We start from the raw sequence: 17,250 nt of genomic DNA, 5'->3' as shown, positions 1-17,250 counted from the left end.
CTCTCGTGCGGCAGGGAAAGGTGTGAACGTGGTTCAGCAGGCGCGTGCTGCGGCGACCCGACAGCAGATCGTCCGCGGGGCGGCGGAGATGTTCGAGAAGTCGGGGTTCGAAGGAGCCAGACTCGGCAACATCGTCGAGAACGCCGGAATCACGAAGGGGGCCTTGTACTTCCATYTCCGCTCGAAAGAGGACCTGGCACGATTCATCATCGGTGAGCAGCACCGGATCTCCATCGCGTCGGTCGAGGCGATCGGCCGCGAGCAGGTGTCGGCGATCGAGCAGATCGTGATGCTCTGCCACGAGATGGCCCGGCAGATCGTGAACGACCCGATCGTGCGGGCCGGTATCCGGATCACCCTCGAACTCAGCGCCGACGACCAGGGCCCCGCCGACCCCTATCTCGACTGGATCAACAGTTGCGAGATGCTCGCCACGCGGGCCGTCGAGCAGGGAGATCTCCTCGCGGACATCGACCCGCCGAGGTTGGCCCGGTTCGTCATCGGCGCCTTCACCGGCGTCCAGACCGTCTCCCAGGTGTTGACGCAGCGCACGGACCTCGAACAACGTGTCGACGACATGTGGGGTTTCCTGCTCCCCGGGATCATGCCCGCGACCCGGCATCAGGACATCGCCCGGATCCGCCGGGCCCGCTGGACACCCGACGACGCCGACTAGCGCGCGCATGCGCTCACCGCGGTAGGGGCCAGCGCCGCGGTGCCTCGCACGACCGCCACTCCGCCCTGTACCAACGATCCGCGGATCGACAGCGCGCCGTCGTCCACCACGTCCAGCCGGATCGTGGCCCGCTCGTCGAGTTCGGCGAAACGGTGGAACGTGGCGCCCAGCGAAACGAGGTGCGCTTCCGGCACGTCGAGCCGGGCGCAGGCGGCCTGCCGGAATACCTCGAGCATCAGCATCCCGGGAATGTGATCACACGGATGGTCGAACAGCACGGGGTGCGCGTCGTCGATCCGCAACTCCCACTCGTTCTCGGAACACCGGGGACCCAGGACGACGTGCGCGTCGTCGACGTGACCGACCAGCCCCGCCGGGGCGGGTACGGGACACCACGGCGCCCCGATCGACCGCGGTCCGTGCTCACCCCACCGGGCCCGCGAGTACGCGGCCGGCGGAAACACTGCTGCATGACCCGTCGCGGTGCCCACGTCCTGTCCGCCGAGCCGGAACCGCAGGTCCACCCGGAAGGCGGACAGCGCCCCACCGCGGTACACGTGCTCGGACACAGCGACCTCGACGATCACGTCGGCTGCCGCGGCGCCCACCTCGAGCGCGCCGGGCACCGCCTGCACCCGGAGGTGCTGCATGACGAACCGGTTCGGCAGCGGAACGGAGAAGCGGGTATGTCCCAGGTAGATCGCGGTCTGCCGGAGCGTTTCCGCCAGCAGCATGGTGTCGTAGCGCCCACCCCGGGCGCGGTAGAAGCCGTGCAGGCGGGGCCACTGCGCGGCGAGCACGAACCGATCCGGTCCCGGTAGCGACACACAGTCGGTGAGGAAGACCTCGGCCACGGACTGGCGATGGACGTACCTGCGCGGCACGGTCCGCTCGAACGACATCGGGGGAAGCGCATCGGGCACCGGACGGGAAACTCGCGCCACAACCCCATCTCCCCACAGAACCGGTCGGCCCGATGCCGCGGACCCGCCGAACTATAGAACACAGACCGCGCGGTCTGTGATGTGGGGAGTGCGTCGTTACCGGCCCTTCAAGCTTCCGATCCGAAGCGACCCCGCGCTGCTGTCCTCGTCGAGTTCCTCCTCGACCTCCCGGACGTACTCCTGCGGATCTTTGTCCGAGGTGTCCACATCTTTCGTGGAACGGTGAACGAGGAAGTATTCGGCGAAGCGTCGCCCGAGCGACTCGCGAAGTTCTGCCGGGGCGGTCCGGAAATCTGCCAGCCCCTCGCGTTCCTCCTCGGCCATGTGCTCGTCGTTGGCCCGGCGCGTTCGGCCGACTTCCGCCCACCACTCCTCGGAGAGGATGGGGTATCCCGCCGCGGCTCGGACACCGTCGCGGATGTCGTTGTGGTCCCCGATCGCGTCGAGGGTTTCTTCCTCGGCGTCCTCCTCGCCGATGCGGAGAAGCTGGGGATAGAAGATTTCCTCTTCGGCTGCAGCGTGCAGATCCAAGCGTTTCGCCAACGGGGTCCACACCGCCTCGACGGCAGTGATGTCCACCCGGCGTCGAGCCTTCAGTTCGTCCAGTGCGGCGAACTGTCGTCGGAACCACTCGTGGTCGTCGAAAATCAACTCGATGATGTCAGGCATGATTCGATCCTTCGTTGCATCTCTTCCTCGGGCAAGGAATCCAGAATCAGGCGGCTTCGCCGCCCGTGCGCCTTTTTGGTAGCGCGAACAACCAAAAAGGCGCACGGGCGCGGAGCGCCTGTCATTCCCCGGTCGCGGCTTTGAGGTGCGCGGCAGAGGCGGCTTTGAGATGGGTGAGGTCGGAAGCGACCGTCGCGAACGTGTATCCCTCCGCGAGTCGCCGAGCCGCTACCGCACCGTCGGGGGTGTGGATGCCCGCCGCGATGCCTGCTGCCGCGGCAGCCTCACGGACGCGGGCCACGGCCGCCTCGAACTCGTCGTCGACGGTCGGATCGTTCGGGTGCGCACCACCCACGGCGAGGCGAAGGTCGGACGGCCCGACGTAGACCCCGTCGAGTCCGAGGACGGCGCAGATCTCTTCCACATTCGCCAGACCCTGCGGCGTCTCGATCATCACGACGACGACCGTGTCGCGGTTGGCATCCGCCGGGGTCGGGCCGATCCGCAGTTGTGAGCGCATCGGCCCGTACGAGCGAACGCCGGCAGGGGGGTACGTGGCGGCAGCAACGGCTCGGGCAGCTTCCTCTGCCGTATTCACCAGTGGAACGATCACTCCTGCCGCGCCGGCGTCGAGTGCCCGGCCGATCGGCGTCGGATCGTTCGACTCGACCCGGATCATGCCGACCGTTGAGCCTGAGGCATCGATGGCGGTGAGTCCCGCGACCATGCCGGAGTATCCGATCAGGCCGTGCTGGAGGTCGAGGGCGATGTAGTCCCAGCCGACGTGGGCGAGCCATTCCGTCGACACCGGGCTGTCGATCACGGACCAATAGCCGACGATCCGTTCCCGGCCGCGGAGGCGGGCGGCGAATTCCTGGGCGCTCATGAGGGCGATATCTCCTAGCGGTTGTAGTTGGGCATGGGTCCGCGCAGGGCGCTGCCCACTTCGTCGCACGCGTCGATCAGTTCGTCGTCGAGTGTGCCCTTCGCGACAGCGGCGATATTCGACTGCAGGTGCGCGACCTTGGATCCGCCGAGAAGGATCGGCCCCGCCGCCGGCTTGGACACGAGCCAGCGCAGAGCCAGTTCGGTGAGCGGGATCCCGGCCTTGTCGGCGATCACGGACAACTGCGTGATCGCATCGAAGATCGCGGTGTTCCAGTACCGCTCCTTGTACATCTGCGCCAATCGTGAATCACCGAAGCGTCCATCGGCAGGCTGGGCGTCGAATGAGTGACGCCCGGTGAGGAGACCGCCGCCGAGTGGGTTGTAGACCATTGTGACCAGTCCGGTGACCGCGGCGAATTCGACGTACTCCTCCTCGATCCGGCGGGCCAGCAGGTTGTACAACTGCTGGGCCACGATCGGGCGGGGTGCGCCGACGGCGTCGGCGGTGTGGTTCAGTTCGGCGATCTGCCAGGCCGCGAAGTTGGAGACACCGAGGGCGCGGATCTTGCCCTCCGACACGAGATCGGCGACGGTGGAGAGAGTGTCGGCGAGGGGTGTGGCCCGGTCGGGCTGATGGAGATAGAACAGGTCGACGTAGTCGGTGTCCAGTCTCTTCAGGCTCGCCTCGACGCTCGCCCGGAGGCCCGCGGGAGACAGCGGAGAGTTGTCGCCCGCGTCGGGGTGCGGCATTCCCGCTTTGGTGGCGAGGGTTATCCGGTCGCGACGCGTGCCCAGCAGTCGGGCGAGGATGCGTTCGGACTCTCCGCCGGCGTAGCCGTTGGCGGTGTCGACATGGGTGATGCCGGCGTCGAGCGCGGCGTCGACCATTGCGGCGGCACCGTCGAAGTCGACGGTGTCGCCGAAGGTCATCGTGCCGAGAACGAGTGAGGTCAGGTCGAGTTCGGGCATCAAGCTACTCCTCGGGATACGGTTCGGGGAACCTCGGTTGCGCCGGGTGGGCGCGAGACGATGTGACGGGGTTTGATCCCGACCATGGTGGTCGGATCCAGTGCGGCGGCGCGGAGGGCCTGGGTGTACGGCTCGGCGGGTCGTTCGAGAACGTCGGTGGTGGAACCGCTTTCGACCACCTGTCCGCGGGACATGACGATCACGGTGTCGCTGATCTCGCGGACGACGCCGAGGTTGTGGGAGATGAAGACGTAGGTCAGACCGGTGTCGTGCTGGATCTCGCGGAGGAGGTCGAGCACCTGAGCCTGCACCGACACGTCGAGCGCGCTGGTGGCCTCGTCGCACACGAGGAGTTCCGGTCCGCTCGCCAGAGCCCGGGCGATACCGATGCGTTGCCGCTGACCGCCGGAGAACTCGGCGGGCCGACGGTGGAGCGCCGTGGTGGGCAGGCCGACCTGATCGATCAGCGCCGCGGCCCTGCGGGCCCGCTCGGACCTGCTCCGGACGCCCTGGAGGCGGAGCGGTTCGCCGACGATGTCGATGGCGGTCAGGTGCGGGTCGAGCGATCCGTACGGGTCCTGGAAGACCATCTGCACGCGAGACCGGAAGGGGCGCAGCGCCTTCTCCGACAGTTGTGCGATATCGACATCGTCCACGAGGATGCGGCCGGACGTGGGGGTGAGTAGCCGGACGATCGCCTTCGCGATGGTCGACTTTCCGCACCCCGACTCACCGACGACGGCGAGCGTCGCACCCTTGTCCACGGAGAAGCTGACGGTGTCGACCGCGCGGAACACACCGTCGGGGACCGGGTATTCGACGACGAGATCTTCGACGGACAGTAGCGGTGCACTCATGTCGATGCTCCTACGGTCGTGGTGTAGTCGCCGAGCCGCGGCACGGCGTCGAGCAGCTTCTTGGTGTAGGCGCTGCGAGGATGGAGAACGAGGTCTTCGGCTCCGCCGTTCTCGACGAACCGGCCGTCCTTCATGACGTTGATGCGGTCGGACATCAAGCGGGCGACGCCGAGATCGTGTGTGATGACGAGCATTCCGACGCCGGTGCGCTCTTGCAGTTCGAGCAGCAGGTCGAGGATGCTCGCCTGCACGGTCACGTCGAGGGCGCTGGTGGGTTCGTCGGCGACGATCAGTTCGGGACCCGACGCGAGCGAGCAGGCAATCAGTACGCGCTGCAGCATTCCGCCGGACAGCTGGTGCGGGTACTTCCCGAGTTGTCCCGCCGGATTCTGGATCCGCACCTGCTCGAGGAGTTCCACGGCCCGCGCGGTTTCCTTCGACTTTCCGGTGATGCCGCTGTGGCGCACCGCCTCCCGAAGCTGGGACCCGATGGTGTGCACCGGGCTCAGCGCTGTCATCGGATCCTGCGGGATCAGGGCGATGTGCCGTCCCCGGACCTTCGCGAGCGCCTTCTTCTGTCCGAGGATGTCGCAGTCCTTGAACCGCACCGCACCCGAGAGGACGGCGAGGTCGTCGGGCAGCAGACCGAGGATGCCCATCGCGGTGGTCGATTTACCCGACCCCGACTCACCGATGATGGTCACGGTTTCGCCGGCGTCGATGCAGAAGGACACGCCGTCGACTGCGCGGATGACGCCCCGGGCGGTGATGAGTTCGATCTGCAGTTCGTCGACTCTGAGGAGGTTCCCCATGTCAGGCCTCTTCCTTCCGCAGCGAGATCCGGTGCAGGAGCCCGCGGCGCTTCTCCGGCGACCTCGCCGGGCGGTCGCGAAGCCCGTCGCCGAGCAGGTTCACGCCGATCACGAGCAGCACGATGACGAGGCCGGGGAGGGTCACGAGCCACCACGAGGTGGTGATGTAGTCCTGGCCGTCGGAGATGATCCGGCCCCAGGTGGCGAAGGGGCGTTGCGGTCCCGCGCCGAGGTAACTCAGTGCGCTCTCGAGGAGCACGGCCTGCGCGAGCAGCAGCAGGACGACGAGGGACGCCTGCTTGATGATGTTGGGGATCACGTGGCGCAACAGGATGGCGGTGCGTCCGAGTCCGAGTACCCGGGAGGCCGCCACATACGGCTTCTCGCGTTCGACGAGCACGAGTGAGCGGGTCAACCGGGCGATCTCCGGCCACTGGGCGATCGCGATGACGAACGTGATGACCGGGATCGACGGGCCGAACAGGGCGACGACGAGCAGCAGCATCATGAGGAGCGGCAGCGACAGCTGGGCCTCGATCAGCCTGCTCACGACGGTGTCCGTCCAGCCGCCGAGGTATCCGGCCAGTGCGCCGAGACACAGGCCGATCAGGCCGGATACGACGACCGCGAGAACTCCGATCGTCAGCGACACCTGTCCGCCGTAGAGGACGCGGGAGAGGAGGTCGCGGCCGAGCTGGTCGGTCCCGAAGAGGTGCCCGTCCGTGAGCGGTGGCAGGCGTCGCTGGGCGAGGTCGGTCGCGTCCGGAGAGGGCAGGGGAAGCACTTGCGCCAGTGCGACGGGCGCGATGACGGCGAGCGCGCAGATGGTGCCCACCCAGATCTTCACGCGGCTGTCGCGGGCGCGGCGGGTGGCACCGGCCCGTGCGATGTCCCGGGTGGTGACGGCGCTGGGCCGCTCCTGCGCCGGGGGATCGATGACGGTGGTCATTTACTCGTTCCCTTTCCGAGTCGGACGCGCGGGTCGAGAAGCGGATAGCAGAGATCGACGAGAAGCTGGACGAGGACGGCGAGCACCGCGGTCACCAGTACGGTGGCCTGGATGAGGGGGTAGTCCCTCGTCTCGAGTGCACGCACGACCAGCGATCCCACGCCGGGCCACGCGAAGACGACCTCGACCACGACGACGCCGTTGAGCATGGACGCGAACCGGGTGCCGAGAGCGGTCAGCACCGGGATCGCGGAATTCCGCAGGGCGTACCGCCAGATGAGTTCCCGCTCCGGGACTCCCCGCGAGCGGGCCACGGTCATGTACGGCGAGGTGAACGCGCCGACCATCTCGCGGCGGACCATGCGGGAGATCAGGGCGATCTGCAGGACGGCCACGGTCACGGTGGGCAGCACCAGGCTGGACCAGGTCGTGAATCCGGCTGCGGGAAAAATGGGGATCAGGACCGCGAACAGGGTGATGAGCATCAGTCCGGTCCAGAAGTCGGGCATGGACTGACCGGCGATCGTGACGACGTTGGCCCCGAGTTCGCGCCTCGTGTCGGCGCGGCGGGCCATCCACACGCCCAGCGGGATGGCCACCAGCGTCGTGAGCACGATCGCCGCGACGGACAGGGTGATCGTGTACGGCAGCCGGGCGAGGACGACGTCGAAGGCGGGCGCCTGGAACGAGTACGAGGTGCCGAGATCGAGGTGGATCAGGCCGCGGAGATACAGCAGGTACTGGGTGAACACGGACTGGTCGAGGCCCATGTCCGCCCTGATCCTGGCCAGATCCTCGGTGCTGGCCAGCGGGCCGGCCATCGAGTAGGCGGGGTCGCCGGGCGCCATCCGGATGAGGACGAACACGGTGGTCAGTGTCAGGAAGACGGCCAGCGCGCTCTGTGCGAGGCGTTTTGCGACGTAGCGGGGCATGGCCGCGGTCAGCACTTTCGGGACACGGGAGGTCGGGGTCCGGCGGGGAGCCGGTGATGCCGAGCCGGTGGGCTGGGCTGCAAATGCCGTGTCGGCGGCGTGCTGCGTCATGAGGTCACCGGCCGTTCGGTGTCTGCGTGAGGGGTCATCGTCGACCTTTCGATAACGCCGGCGATGGAGGTGTCGACACCGCGGCGTGTCGGGTACAGCAGCTTCGTTTGTAACTCAGCTCACAATCGCACTAATGCGCGTTGTGCGCAAGTCTTTGCCGGCATCTTGCGCATCTCAAGCAACTCTGAGTAGAGTTCGGTTGTGCCGGCGATCACATCGCCTGGTGGGCAACCACCTCGCGCCGTGCCTGATCGCTGCGCCCCATACCCATAGTCCCGAGAGGTCGATGATGACCAATTCTCTATTCGAACAGCGCTTTTCGAGGAGAACGCTGCTCAGGTCGGGTCTCCTGCTCGGAGCCGGCCTCACACTCGGATCCGCAGCGGGATGCGCGACGCCGACCGGAACGCCCGGACCGAAGACCGTGAGTCTGGCCCTCAACCGCTCGCTCGTGAGCCTCGACAACAAGCTGAACCAGTTCGATGCCGCGCTGACGGTGCAGCGGGGAGTGCGGCAGGCCCTTACCGAGATCGACCGGGACCTGCGACCCCAGCTGGTGCTGGCCGACCGATTCGAACTCGTCGCACCCACCCAGTGGTTCGTGCACCTGCGTCCCGGCGTCCGCTATTCGGACGGCACCCCGGTGCAGGTGCAGGACGTCGCGACAGCCCTGCAGATGTACAGCCAGGTCGACGGCTCGTTCGTCGGCGGATTCTTCCCCGAGTGGCCCACGGTCGAGCAGATCGACGACACCAGCTTCACCCTGAACACCCAGCGACCCGTCCCGGTCCTCGATTACCTCATGTCGAACATCCTCATCACCCCGGCGGCCGCGAACGTGCCGGAGGAACTGCAGTCCGGTGTGGGGACCGGACCATACGTCGTGACGGAGAGCGACCGCGGCACCGGAAATTACACCCTGGTGCGCAGCGAGAATTACTGGGGGACACCCGCGCTGATCGAATCGGTGCGCGTCCGCTTCGTTCCGGACGAGTCGAACCGCGTCGTGACGTTGCGGAGTGGGGAGGTCGACGTGATCGACTCCATCACCCCGGACGCGGCCGACCAGCTCGCCGGGCTGTCGGGTGTCTCGATCGATCGGATCGACGGCGTCCGACTGAATCAGCTCTTCTTCAACTTCCGAAAGCCGCAGGGGCACCCGCTGGCCGACGCTCGGGTGCGCAGGGCTCTGACATATGCGATCGACGGGCGGGCCCTCGTCGACCAGGTCCTGCAGGGCTCCGCCACCCAGTCACGCGGGGTTATTCCCCTCACCCTCGACGGTGCGGTCGAGACCGGCGAGTACAGCTACGACCCGGCCCGTGCCCGTGGCGAACTCGACGCCCTCGGTGTCCGCGATCTCGAGCTGAAGATCATCTGGGAGACAGGCGAGTTCGCGGCCGACACCGACATCATGGAGTCGGTGCTGCAGATGCTGTCCGCGGTCGGCGTGCGAACCACCCTCCAGCAGTTCGAACCCGGTGGCGACATCTCGCAGTGGCGGCAGGGCAAGGTCGGCGACTGGGACGTGCTGGGCAACGGCTTCCCGAGCCCGACCGGTCTGGCCCTGACCATCATGCAGGGCATGTACGCCGGCACGGCGGAGAAGGAAGCGACCCGGGACACCTATCACGGGTACATCTTTCCCGAGATCACCCGGACCATCACCCAGGCCTCGGAGGAGGCAGACGCCGTCCGGCGTGCCGAACTCCTCGCGGACGCGCAACGCCGGATCTGGGACACGTGCCCGTGCCTGTGGGCGTTCGTTCCGAAGGCGGTTCTCGCGCGCCGCTCACGCATCGACGGTGTCGCGTTGCGCCCCACGAACTCCTACGACCTCGGTGTTGCGGCGCTGCGTGCCTAGACGTGACGTGACCGCCACCGACAACTCGCCCGCCCCCGTTCACGCACTGGAGACGCAGATGACCACACCGAGTTCCGCAACCGATACCCGACTCCCCGACGGCGCCGTACGTGACATCGCCGAGGCGGGTCGGCGCGACGCCCTGCTTCCCGCACCGCAGGTGCAGAACCACGCGGCGAATCTCACCGTTCTGCCGGACGGATCGCTCGGGTGCGTGTGGTTCGCGGGCACCCAGGAGGGCGTTCCGGACATCAGTGTCTGGTTCTCCCGGCTCGCCCCGGATGCGGACGCATGGTCCGAGCCGGTGCAGCTGTCCGACGATCCGACGAGGTCGGAACAGAATCCCGTTCTCTACGTGACGAATACGGGAACCGTGTGGTTGCTGTGGACGTCCCAGCACGCCGGCAATCAGGACACGGCGCGCGTCATGCGACGCGTGTCCGCGGACGGCGGCCGAACGTGGGGCGAGGCGCATACACTGCTGCCGGAGACCGACGCCGGTGGTGTGTTCGTACGACAGCCCGTGGTCGCACTCCCGACCGGGCGGCTTCTGCTTCCCGTGTTCCACTGCGTCCGTATCGAGGGCCGCAAGTGGGTCGGCGATCGCGACTACAGCAGCGTGATGATCTCCGACGACCACGGCGAGTCCTGGCGCGAGGTGGTCGTGCCGGGCAGCGTCGGCTGCGTGCACATGAACATCGGCCGCCTCGCCGACGGCACCCTCGTGGCCCTCTACCGCAGCCGCTGGGCTGACTCGATCTACCGCAGCGTCTCGACGGACGACGGCGATACCTGGACCGAGCCGGAAGCCACCGAGCTCCCCAACAACAACTCGTCCATACAGTTCGTCGTGCTCCCGGACGACCGTCTCGCCCTGGTATTCAACGAATCCAGTGCAGCGAACGCCACCGCGCGGCGGACGTCCCTGTACGACGAGATCGACGACGACGGCCTCGCCGACGGAGTGCCCGAACAGGCAGCCGCGGAGCCGGAGCCGCTCGACGACGGCGACAGCCGCAGCGCGTTCTGGGGTGCACCTCGCGCCCCGATGACGCTGGCGATGTCCGAGGACGGTGGCCGAACCTGGCCGACCCGCCGCGACATCGAGATCGGCGACGGGTACTGCCTGTCCAACAATTCTCGCGACGGACTGAACCGCGAATACTCGTACCCCAGCATCGCCGCCGGACACGACGGCGTCCTGCACGTGGCGTTCACCCGATTCCGGCAGGCGATCGAGTACGTCGAGCTCGATCAGGGCTGGCTGGCCGACGGGAGCCGGTCGTGACGGACGGCGACTCGAAGAGGGCCGTCGTGACCGGGGCCAGCTCCGGCATCGGCGCTGCCACCGCCCGGCACCTTCTGCGCGACGGGTGGTCGGTCACGGGATTCAGCCGACGCGACCCCGGCATCGACGACGACCGATTCTCCTGGACGGCCGTCGACCTGGGCGACCTCGACGCACTGTCGGAGCAGGCGGCCGCCGTCGGCTCGGTGGATGCCGTCGTGCACGCCGCCGGCCTGCAATCCTCCGCGCCTCTCGGGAAGCTGCAGGTCAACGACGGCCTGAAGATGTGGCGGATTCATGTCGCAGCCGCCGAGGTTCTCGTCAACGCACTTGCTCCGTCGATGCGCGATGGCGGCCGGGTGGTCCTGGTCGGCAGTCGCACGATGTCGGGAGCGGCGGGCAAGAGTCAGTACGTCGCCACCAAGTCGGCGCTCGTGGGGATGTCGCGGTCCTGGGCCGCGGAGTTGGTGGACCGGGCGATCACGGTCAACGTGGTCGCCCCGGGCCCGACGGACACCCCGATGCTGAACGATCCGGCACGCACGTCTACGCCTCCGCGAGTTCCACCGCTGGGGCGATTCATCACCCCGGACGAGGTGGCCGGGCTGATCGGATTCCTGCTGGGCCCGCACGGCGGGAGCATCACGGGTCAGGCGATCGTGCAATGCGCGGGAGCCTCGCTGTGAACAGTCTGCGCGAAATGCGCATTACTGTTACCATCAAATGCACGAAACGCGCATTAACTCGGGCGGAGGCGGCATCATGAGACCGAAATCGATCGGATCCCATCCGACCGTCGCGGTCTTCGCCGACGACCTGTCCGGCGCGGCCGAGGTGGCGAGTGCGTTCCTCGGGCGGAGTGCACCCGTGTCGCTGCTTCTCGGTGCCGCCGAAACGTACGAACCGGGTGCAGTCGTCATCGCGGATCTCGACACCCGATCGATGAGCCCGGACGACGCGGCCCGCACGGTGCGACACGCGATCGCTCGAGTTCCGTCCGACGCACTGGTGGTGAAGAAGATCGATTCACTTCTCCGCGGAAACATCGGGCCCGAGGTGGGAATCCTCGCTGAAACCGGCCCGGTGGTTGTGGCCGCAGGCCTGCCGGCGCTTCACCGGAGCGTCCGCCACGGCGTGGTCCACGTCGGAGCGACGCCGCTCCATCGGGCCGGGGTGTGGTCGGCGGAATTCACGCCGCCGCCGGAGTCGATCGCCGAACTGTTTCCGGACAGCCTCACGCAGTGCGTGAACCGCGGTCCCGGTGTCGAAGAGGCGCTCACCCGCGCGGCGTCAGTCGGTGCCATCGCGGTCTGCGACGTCGAGACCGACGAGGATCTCGACTCGATCGTCCGCGCCTGCCGGGCAATCAGCGGAGTGCGACTGGTCGGGACTTCCGCTCTCGCGGCGGCGGTGGCGCGGACGCTGCCACTCGGGCACGTCCCGACGACTGGGGCCGGGCAGGCGGAATCCGTCCTGATAGTCGTCGGGACTGCAGAACCCGTTGCCGTACAACAGGTTGCGTCGCTGGTTGCCGATGGAGTCCGGCACGTTCCGGTCGAGGCGACAGAACTTCTCCGCGGCGAGGTGGACACGACCCGACTCCGGCTCGCTCTCGACGACGGCCACGCTGTCGTCACTGTCACCGGAGACGTGGACCCGTCGAACGCCCGCACGTTGTCGGCAGCACTCGGCCGGTTGGCCGGAGCCGTGCAGCGTGACCGCAGACCCGACCTCGTGCTCACAGGCGGTGAGACGGCGCGTGCCGTCGTCGACGCATTGGAGATCACGTCACTCCGGCCGGTCCATGAAGTGCACCACGGCGCGGTCGTCTCCCTGGCATCCGATGGACGGCGCGTCGTCACGAGGCCCGGAAGCTTCGGCGACGAGACCAGTCTCTCCGCGATCGCGGCCTACCTGCGCGGCGATCAGCCGCCCACCCATTCCCCCACACAGCGAGGACCTCACATGACAGCGTCAACTGATACCGCGAACCTTCCCGTCGTTGCCGTCACCATGGGCGACGGCGCCGGAATCGGCCCTGAGGTGATCGTCCCCGCCTTGCTGGACGAGGCCACCCTGTCCTGGTGCACGCCGATCGTCATCGGCGACGCGAAGCGGCTGCGTCTGGCGGCGAATGTGCTCGGCATCGACGTCGACATCGTGACTGTCGAGTCGGTCGCGGACGCGCAGTCGATACCCGGGCGCGTCAACGTCATCGATCTCGACCTCCTCCCCGACGATCTGGCGTGGGGCGAACTGTCTCCGGTCGCCGGTCACGCGGCATACGAGTACATCCGGGTCGCCAGCGAGCTCGCGGTGCGGGGGGAGGTGCAGGCCATCTGCACGGCCCCGCTCAACAAGGAGGCGCTGCACGCCGCCGGGCACATCTTCCCGGGGCACACGGAACTTCTCGCGCACCTCACCGGCACCGAGGAGGTGTCGATGATGCTGTCGACGCCCAAGCTGAAGGTGATCCACGTGACCACCCACATCGGCCTGCTCGACGCTGTCGCGAAGATCGAACCCGGGCTCGTCGAGCGGACGATCCGGCGTGGGCACGAGGCGCTGGTGCGCTCCGGAATCCCGGAGCCCAAGATCGGGGTGTGTGGCATCAACCCGCACGCCGGCGAACACGGGTTGTTCGGCTACGGAGAAGAAGAGCAGAAGATCATTCCGGCGGTCGAGGTGCTGAAGGCGGACGGCATCGACGTGCACGGACCCTTGCCTGCGGATACCGCATTCTTCCTCGCGGGACGCGGCGACTACGACCTCATCGTGGCGATGTATCACGACCAGGGGCACGGGCCGGTGAAGGTCCTCGGCATCGAGGCAGGGGTCAACATCACGGTGGGACTGCCCGTCATCCGGACCTCCGTCGACCACGGCACCGCCTTCGACATCGCGGGCAAGGGTATTGCGGAGGCCGGTAGTATGGTCGAAGCTCTTCGTCAGGCTGCCGAATTGGCAACCAGCACAGCGGTTGTGAAGTAGGGGGACGAGACATGGCGGTTCGCGAGTCGGAAGCACGCCGATCCGAGATCGTGCGACTGGCCCGGTCGAGCGGGTTGGCCAGTGTCGACGACCTGTCGGCGCAGTTCGGTGTCACCGCCTCCACTATCCGGCGGGACCTGAGCCAACTGACGTCCCAGGGTCTGATCGCCCGGACCTACGGTGGCGCGATCGCGCTCGACCCCCATCAGGAATCGTCACTCCGTCAGCGCGCTCTCGAGGGTTTCGACGCGAAGCGCGCGATCGCGGAATGGGCCGCGAGCCAGGTCCGGCCGGGCGAGACCATCCTGCTCGACGCCGGCACCACCGTGGGTGCGATGGGGGAATTTCTCCGTGAGATCGACGGCATCACCGTCATCGCGGCCGGTCTGACCGCCCTCGAATCGCTGGCCGACGCGGACTCCGTGCGGGTCGAGTGCATCGGCGGCACACTCCGCCACCTCAGTCAGGGGTTCGTCGGACCGTTGGCCGAGGCCACGCTCCAACGCGTCACGTTCGATCGCGCGTTTCTCGGCGCGGACGCCGTCACCGCGGATCTGGGGATCTGTGAGGCAGAGCTGGAGCAGACGCGCCTCAAGGAGATCATGATTGCCCGCGCCGACCAGGTGTACGTGCTCGCGCACGCCGCGAAGCTCGGGCAACGCCCGTTCCACGCGTGGGCGCCGATCCCTCCGGGAACCACGATCGTCACCGACGACTCGGCCGACACCGGGGAGACGGCGTCTTTCGAAGCCGCGGGGATGCGGGTGGTGCGCGTCTGACGCAGGACGACGGGACTTATCGCTTGTCCTTCTTCGCTTGCCGCCGTGCGCCTGCGGCGATGGTGGATGCTTCGAACTTCTTGCGGCCGGAGGATTTCCGGGTGGCGTCGACGCGCGCCTTGCCGGACGAGCCGACCTTGCCGTCGCTGTCGCCGAGCCCGCTGAAGGACGGGGCGTCGCTCCGGGCGCGGGCGAGTCGCGCGTCCTTCAGGTCGCGTGCGCTTGCACGGGCAGCCGTCGCCAACTGGCCGCTCACCCTGCTCAGCGCTGCCTCGAAGACTTCCACCTTGTCGGCATTGCGCTTGTTGGCCGCCTTACCGGCTCCGCGCGCGCCCTTGTCCGCGACCGTCGCCGCGCCTTCCTGGCGGTACAGCTTCACGTGCTTGTTGCGGGCACGGCGGACGCGGGTGTGCAATTTGATCAGCTTGTCCTCGTCCAAGTCGGCCATCTGAGCCTTCTTGGTCTCGCGGATCAGGACGAACTCTTCTTCGGACAGCGAGTTCAGAATCTTCTTCATGTCGGCTCCGATCCGGCCACAGGCCGTGGGTTCCAGTCATGGTAGCTGGGAAACGTTCGTGTCGGTCCGTTTCCGCGAGGACGGGGTCGCCTGCCGAAGCAGACGCTGATTGGTCTGTGCAAGTTGCCATTCCGTCTGCTCGCGCAACCGGTCCACCCGATCGGGGGCGAGACGGTCGCACACGAAATCCCAGTGCACCGCCACCTGGTCGCCCACGGTGAGGTCGTTCACGAAAGCCCCCTCGGGCACGCGGTAGTCGGCCGGGTCGTCCTGCTCGGCCCCGAGCGACAGCCGGGTGCCGTCCCACGACAGGCGGCGCGACCGGACGACGGCACGATCGTGATCGAGACCGACCACCTCACCCCAGCGGATGCGGCACGAGTCGAGAACCTGCAGCGGCTGCGGCATCCCGGTGTCCAGTAGTCGCGACCACGGGTACACGCCGAACACGTGAAAGTTGTGGGTGGGGGCCGCCTCCCCGAGCAGGTCCTCGGTGAGGTGCTTCCAGTAGTGGCCGGCCTGCGACGCGAGGCGGGCGAGCAGTGCCGCGCCGAACTCCGCGCGATCGATGCGGCCCGAGAGTTCGTCCGAGGTCCAGTAGGCTCGAACAACCCTCTCGTCCAAGGGGTCCGGGATTCCGGCGAGCTTGGCGATCACCTCCTGGTACGGCCAGGCACCGCTGAACTGCTTCGCCAGCGCCACCACGTCGGTGTCCGGCGCCCCACCGCACGCGACCGCCTGTAGTCGCTCAGAGCCGGGAGGGCCGCAGTAGCCCAGGGCATTCGGGGCGTGCGCGTAGTGCGCGAACACACGGTGCCCGGACGGCATCGTGTGTTCGCGCGGCATCACCGGTCAGCCTCGCTGACCCAGCAATTGCGCCGTCTCGCGGTGGAGCCGGCCGAAGTTGTAGTACGCGGCGCACGCGCCCTCGGGGGACACCATGCACGTGCCGATCGGCGTCTCCGGTGTGCACGCCGTCCCGAACACCTTGCATTCCCACGGTTTGATGACGCCCTTGAGGACCTCACCGCACTGGCACGCCTTCGGATCCGCCACCCGCACACCCGGCATCGAGAACTTCTCCTCGGCGTCGAACTCGGCGTAGTTGCGGTGGACCTTGAGCGCGCTCTGCGAAATGAAACCGAGCCCACGCCATTCGAAGTGCGGCCGCAGTTCGAACGTCTCGGCCATCAGTTTCAGTGCCTGCACGTTGCCCTCCGCGCGCACCACCCTCTTGTACTGGTTCTCGATCTCGCAGCGGCCCTCCCGGATCTGCTGGAGCAGCATGTGCACCGACGCGAGGATGTCGAGTGGCTCGAAGCCCGCGACCACCATCGGTTTGCCGTACGCCTCGGACACGAACCGGTACGGCCGCAGTCCCACCACGGTGGACACGTGGCCCGGGCCGAGGAAGCCCGACAACCGCAGGTCGGGGGACTCGAGGATCGCCTTGATCGGCGGCACGATCGTGACGTGATTGCAGAACACACTGAAGTTCTTCACGCCCAGCGCCCGCGCGCGCACCAACGTCACCGCGGTGGACGGCGCCGTCGTCTCGAACCCGACGGCGAAGAACACCACCTGGTGGTCGGGATTGTCGAGCGCCACCTTCAGCGCGTCCAGCGGCGAGTACACGAAGCGGACGTCCGCGCCGCGGGCCTTGGCCTCGATGAGATTGCCCTTGGATCCGGGCACCCGCATCATGTCGCCGAACGTGGTGAAGATGACGCCGGGCTGTTCGGCCAGCCACATGGCGTCGTCGACACGGCCCATGGGGATGACGCAGACCGGACATCCCGGTCCGTGCACCAGTTCGACCGATTCCGGCAGGAGATGCTCGATGCCGTGACGGTAGATGGTGTGGGTGTGCCCGCCGCACACCTCCATGAACTTGAACTCGTCGCCACGGGCCAGTTCGGTGATGGATTTGACCAGGGCGCGAGCTGCCGCCGGGTCCCGGAATTCGTCGACGAACTTCATCCCTGTTACCTCGTTCTTGCTGTA

At 67.4% G+C, this 17,250-nt stretch carries 17 protein-coding genes; 6 read left to right on the top strand and 11 right to left on the bottom strand.

Features of this window, described 5'->3' with window-relative positions:
* The first annotated feature begins 28 nt into the window (after positions 1 to 28).
* On the top strand, positions 29 to 676 hold the full coding sequence (locus AC1D1G_RS03965; RefSeq protein ID WP_477951286.1) for a ScbR family autoregulator-binding transcription factor: 648 nt from the start codon (positions 29 to 31) through the stop codon (positions 674 to 676).
* Here AC1D1G_RS03965 and AC1D1G_RS03960 read toward each other — a convergent pair.
* The 8 genes from AC1D1G_RS03960 to AC1D1G_RS03925 all read right to left on the bottom strand — a co-directional run bounded on the left by AC1D1G_RS03960 (position 673) and on the right by AC1D1G_RS03925 (position 7,807).
* A complete protein-coding gene (locus tag AC1D1G_RS03960; RefSeq protein ID WP_317570218.1) occupies positions 673 to 1,620 on the bottom strand; it encodes a ScbA/BarX family gamma-butyrolactone biosynthesis protein in 948 nt (315 codons plus the stop codon). The two genes, AC1D1G_RS03965 and AC1D1G_RS03960, sit on opposite strands and share 4 nt — an antisense overlap.
* A gap of 96 nt (positions 1,621 to 1,716) precedes the next feature.
* Positions 1,717 to 2,289: a hemerythrin domain-containing protein gene (locus AC1D1G_RS03955; RefSeq protein ID WP_283352952.1), complete on the bottom strand. Its 573-nt coding sequence runs from the start codon at positions 2,287 to 2,289 to the stop codon at positions 1,717 to 1,719.
* A gap of 121 nt (positions 2,290 to 2,410) precedes the next feature.
* Entirely contained in the window at positions 2,411 to 3,175 is a 765-nt protein-coding gene (locus AC1D1G_RS03950; protein WP_283352953.1) for an HpcH/HpaI aldolase family protein, read from the bottom strand.
* A gap of 14 nt (positions 3,176 to 3,189) precedes the next feature.
* Positions 3,190 to 4,146, bottom strand: a complete 957-nt coding sequence (locus tag AC1D1G_RS03945; protein WP_283330489.1) for an aldo/keto reductase — start codon at positions 4,144 to 4,146, stop codon at positions 3,190 to 3,192.
* Positions 4,146 to 5,003, bottom strand: a complete 858-nt coding sequence (locus AC1D1G_RS03940; RefSeq protein ID WP_283330490.1) for an ATP-binding cassette domain-containing protein — start codon at positions 5,001 to 5,003, stop codon at positions 4,146 to 4,148. The genes AC1D1G_RS03945 and AC1D1G_RS03940 overlap by 1 nt, the downstream gene beginning before the upstream one ends.
* A complete protein-coding gene (locus AC1D1G_RS03935; RefSeq protein WP_283352954.1) occupies positions 5,000 to 5,815 on the bottom strand; it encodes an ABC transporter ATP-binding protein in 816 nt (271 codons plus the stop codon). The genes AC1D1G_RS03940 and AC1D1G_RS03935 overlap by 4 nt, the downstream gene beginning before the upstream one ends.
* Position 5,816: 1 nt before the next feature.
* Positions 5,817 to 6,764 carry an ABC transporter permease gene (locus AC1D1G_RS03930; RefSeq protein ID WP_283352955.1) on the bottom strand — a complete coding sequence of 316 codons (948 nt, stop codon included), beginning with the start codon at positions 6,762 to 6,764 and terminating at the stop codon, positions 5,817 to 5,819.
* Positions 6,761 to 7,807, bottom strand: coding sequence for an ABC transporter permease (locus AC1D1G_RS03925; RefSeq protein WP_283330493.1), 1,047 nt, complete (start codon positions 7,805 to 7,807; stop codon positions 6,761 to 6,763). Before AC1D1G_RS03925 ends, AC1D1G_RS03930 begins: the two co-directional genes overlap by 4 nt.
* Before the next feature lie 289 nt (positions 7,808 to 8,096).
* Between AC1D1G_RS03925 and AC1D1G_RS03920 the strand changes: the two genes are divergently transcribed.
* The 5 genes from AC1D1G_RS03920 to AC1D1G_RS03900 all read left to right on the top strand — a co-directional run bounded on the left by AC1D1G_RS03920 (position 8,097) and on the right by AC1D1G_RS03900 (position 14,729).
* Positions 8,097 to 9,671, top strand: a complete 1,575-nt coding sequence (locus AC1D1G_RS03920) for an ABC transporter substrate-binding protein (protein ID WP_283352956.1) — start codon at positions 8,097 to 8,099, stop codon at positions 9,669 to 9,671.
* Positions 9,672 to 9,729: 58 nt separating this feature from the next.
* A complete protein-coding gene (locus tag AC1D1G_RS03915) occupies positions 9,730 to 10,959 on the top strand; it encodes a sialidase family protein (protein WP_283330495.1) in 1,230 nt (409 codons plus the stop codon).
* Complete coding sequence (locus tag AC1D1G_RS03910; protein WP_283330496.1) at positions 10,956 to 11,645, top strand: SDR family NAD(P)-dependent oxidoreductase; 690 nt, start codon at positions 10,956 to 10,958, stop codon at positions 11,643 to 11,645. Before AC1D1G_RS03915 ends, AC1D1G_RS03910 begins: the two co-directional genes overlap by 4 nt.
* 76 nt (positions 11,646 to 11,721) lie before the next feature.
* Positions 11,722 to 13,950 (top strand): 4-hydroxythreonine-4-phosphate dehydrogenase PdxA, encoded by a 2,229-nt coding sequence (gene pdxA / locus AC1D1G_RS03905; RefSeq protein WP_477951279.1) that lies wholly within the window; start codon positions 11,722 to 11,724, stop codon positions 13,948 to 13,950.
* An 11-nt stretch (positions 13,951 to 13,961) separates the two neighbouring features.
* Positions 13,962 to 14,729 (top strand): DeoR/GlpR family DNA-binding transcription regulator, encoded by a 768-nt coding sequence (locus tag AC1D1G_RS03900; protein ID WP_283330498.1) that lies wholly within the window; start codon positions 13,962 to 13,964, stop codon positions 14,727 to 14,729.
* Between the two features lie 16 nt (positions 14,730 to 14,745).
* Here the strand turns inward: AC1D1G_RS03900 and AC1D1G_RS03895 are convergent, their stop codons facing one another.
* From AC1D1G_RS03895 to hypD, 3 genes are read right to left on the bottom strand one after another with little or no spacing between them, the layout of a single operon-like run.
* Complete coding sequence (locus AC1D1G_RS03895) at positions 14,746 to 15,246, bottom strand: hypothetical protein (RefSeq protein WP_283352958.1); 501 nt, start codon at positions 15,244 to 15,246, stop codon at positions 14,746 to 14,748.
* 36 nt (positions 15,247 to 15,282) lie between these two features.
* Positions 15,283 to 16,074 carry a DUF6390 family protein gene (locus tag AC1D1G_RS03890; protein ID WP_477951336.1) on the bottom strand — a complete coding sequence of 264 codons (792 nt, stop codon included), beginning with the start codon at positions 16,072 to 16,074 and terminating at the stop codon, positions 15,283 to 15,285.
* 24 nt (positions 16,075 to 16,098) lie between these two features.
* A complete protein-coding gene (hypD, locus tag AC1D1G_RS03885; RefSeq protein ID WP_283352959.1) occupies positions 16,099 to 17,226 on the bottom strand; it encodes a hydrogenase formation protein HypD in 1,128 nt (375 codons plus the stop codon).
* Positions 17,227 to 17,250: the final 24 nt, after the last annotated feature.

The organism is Rhodococcus sp. P3_B8, assembly GCF_056402775.1.
Note: the sequence above shows the minus strand (reverse complement) of the source record. Positions and strands in the feature narration are given on the sequence as shown.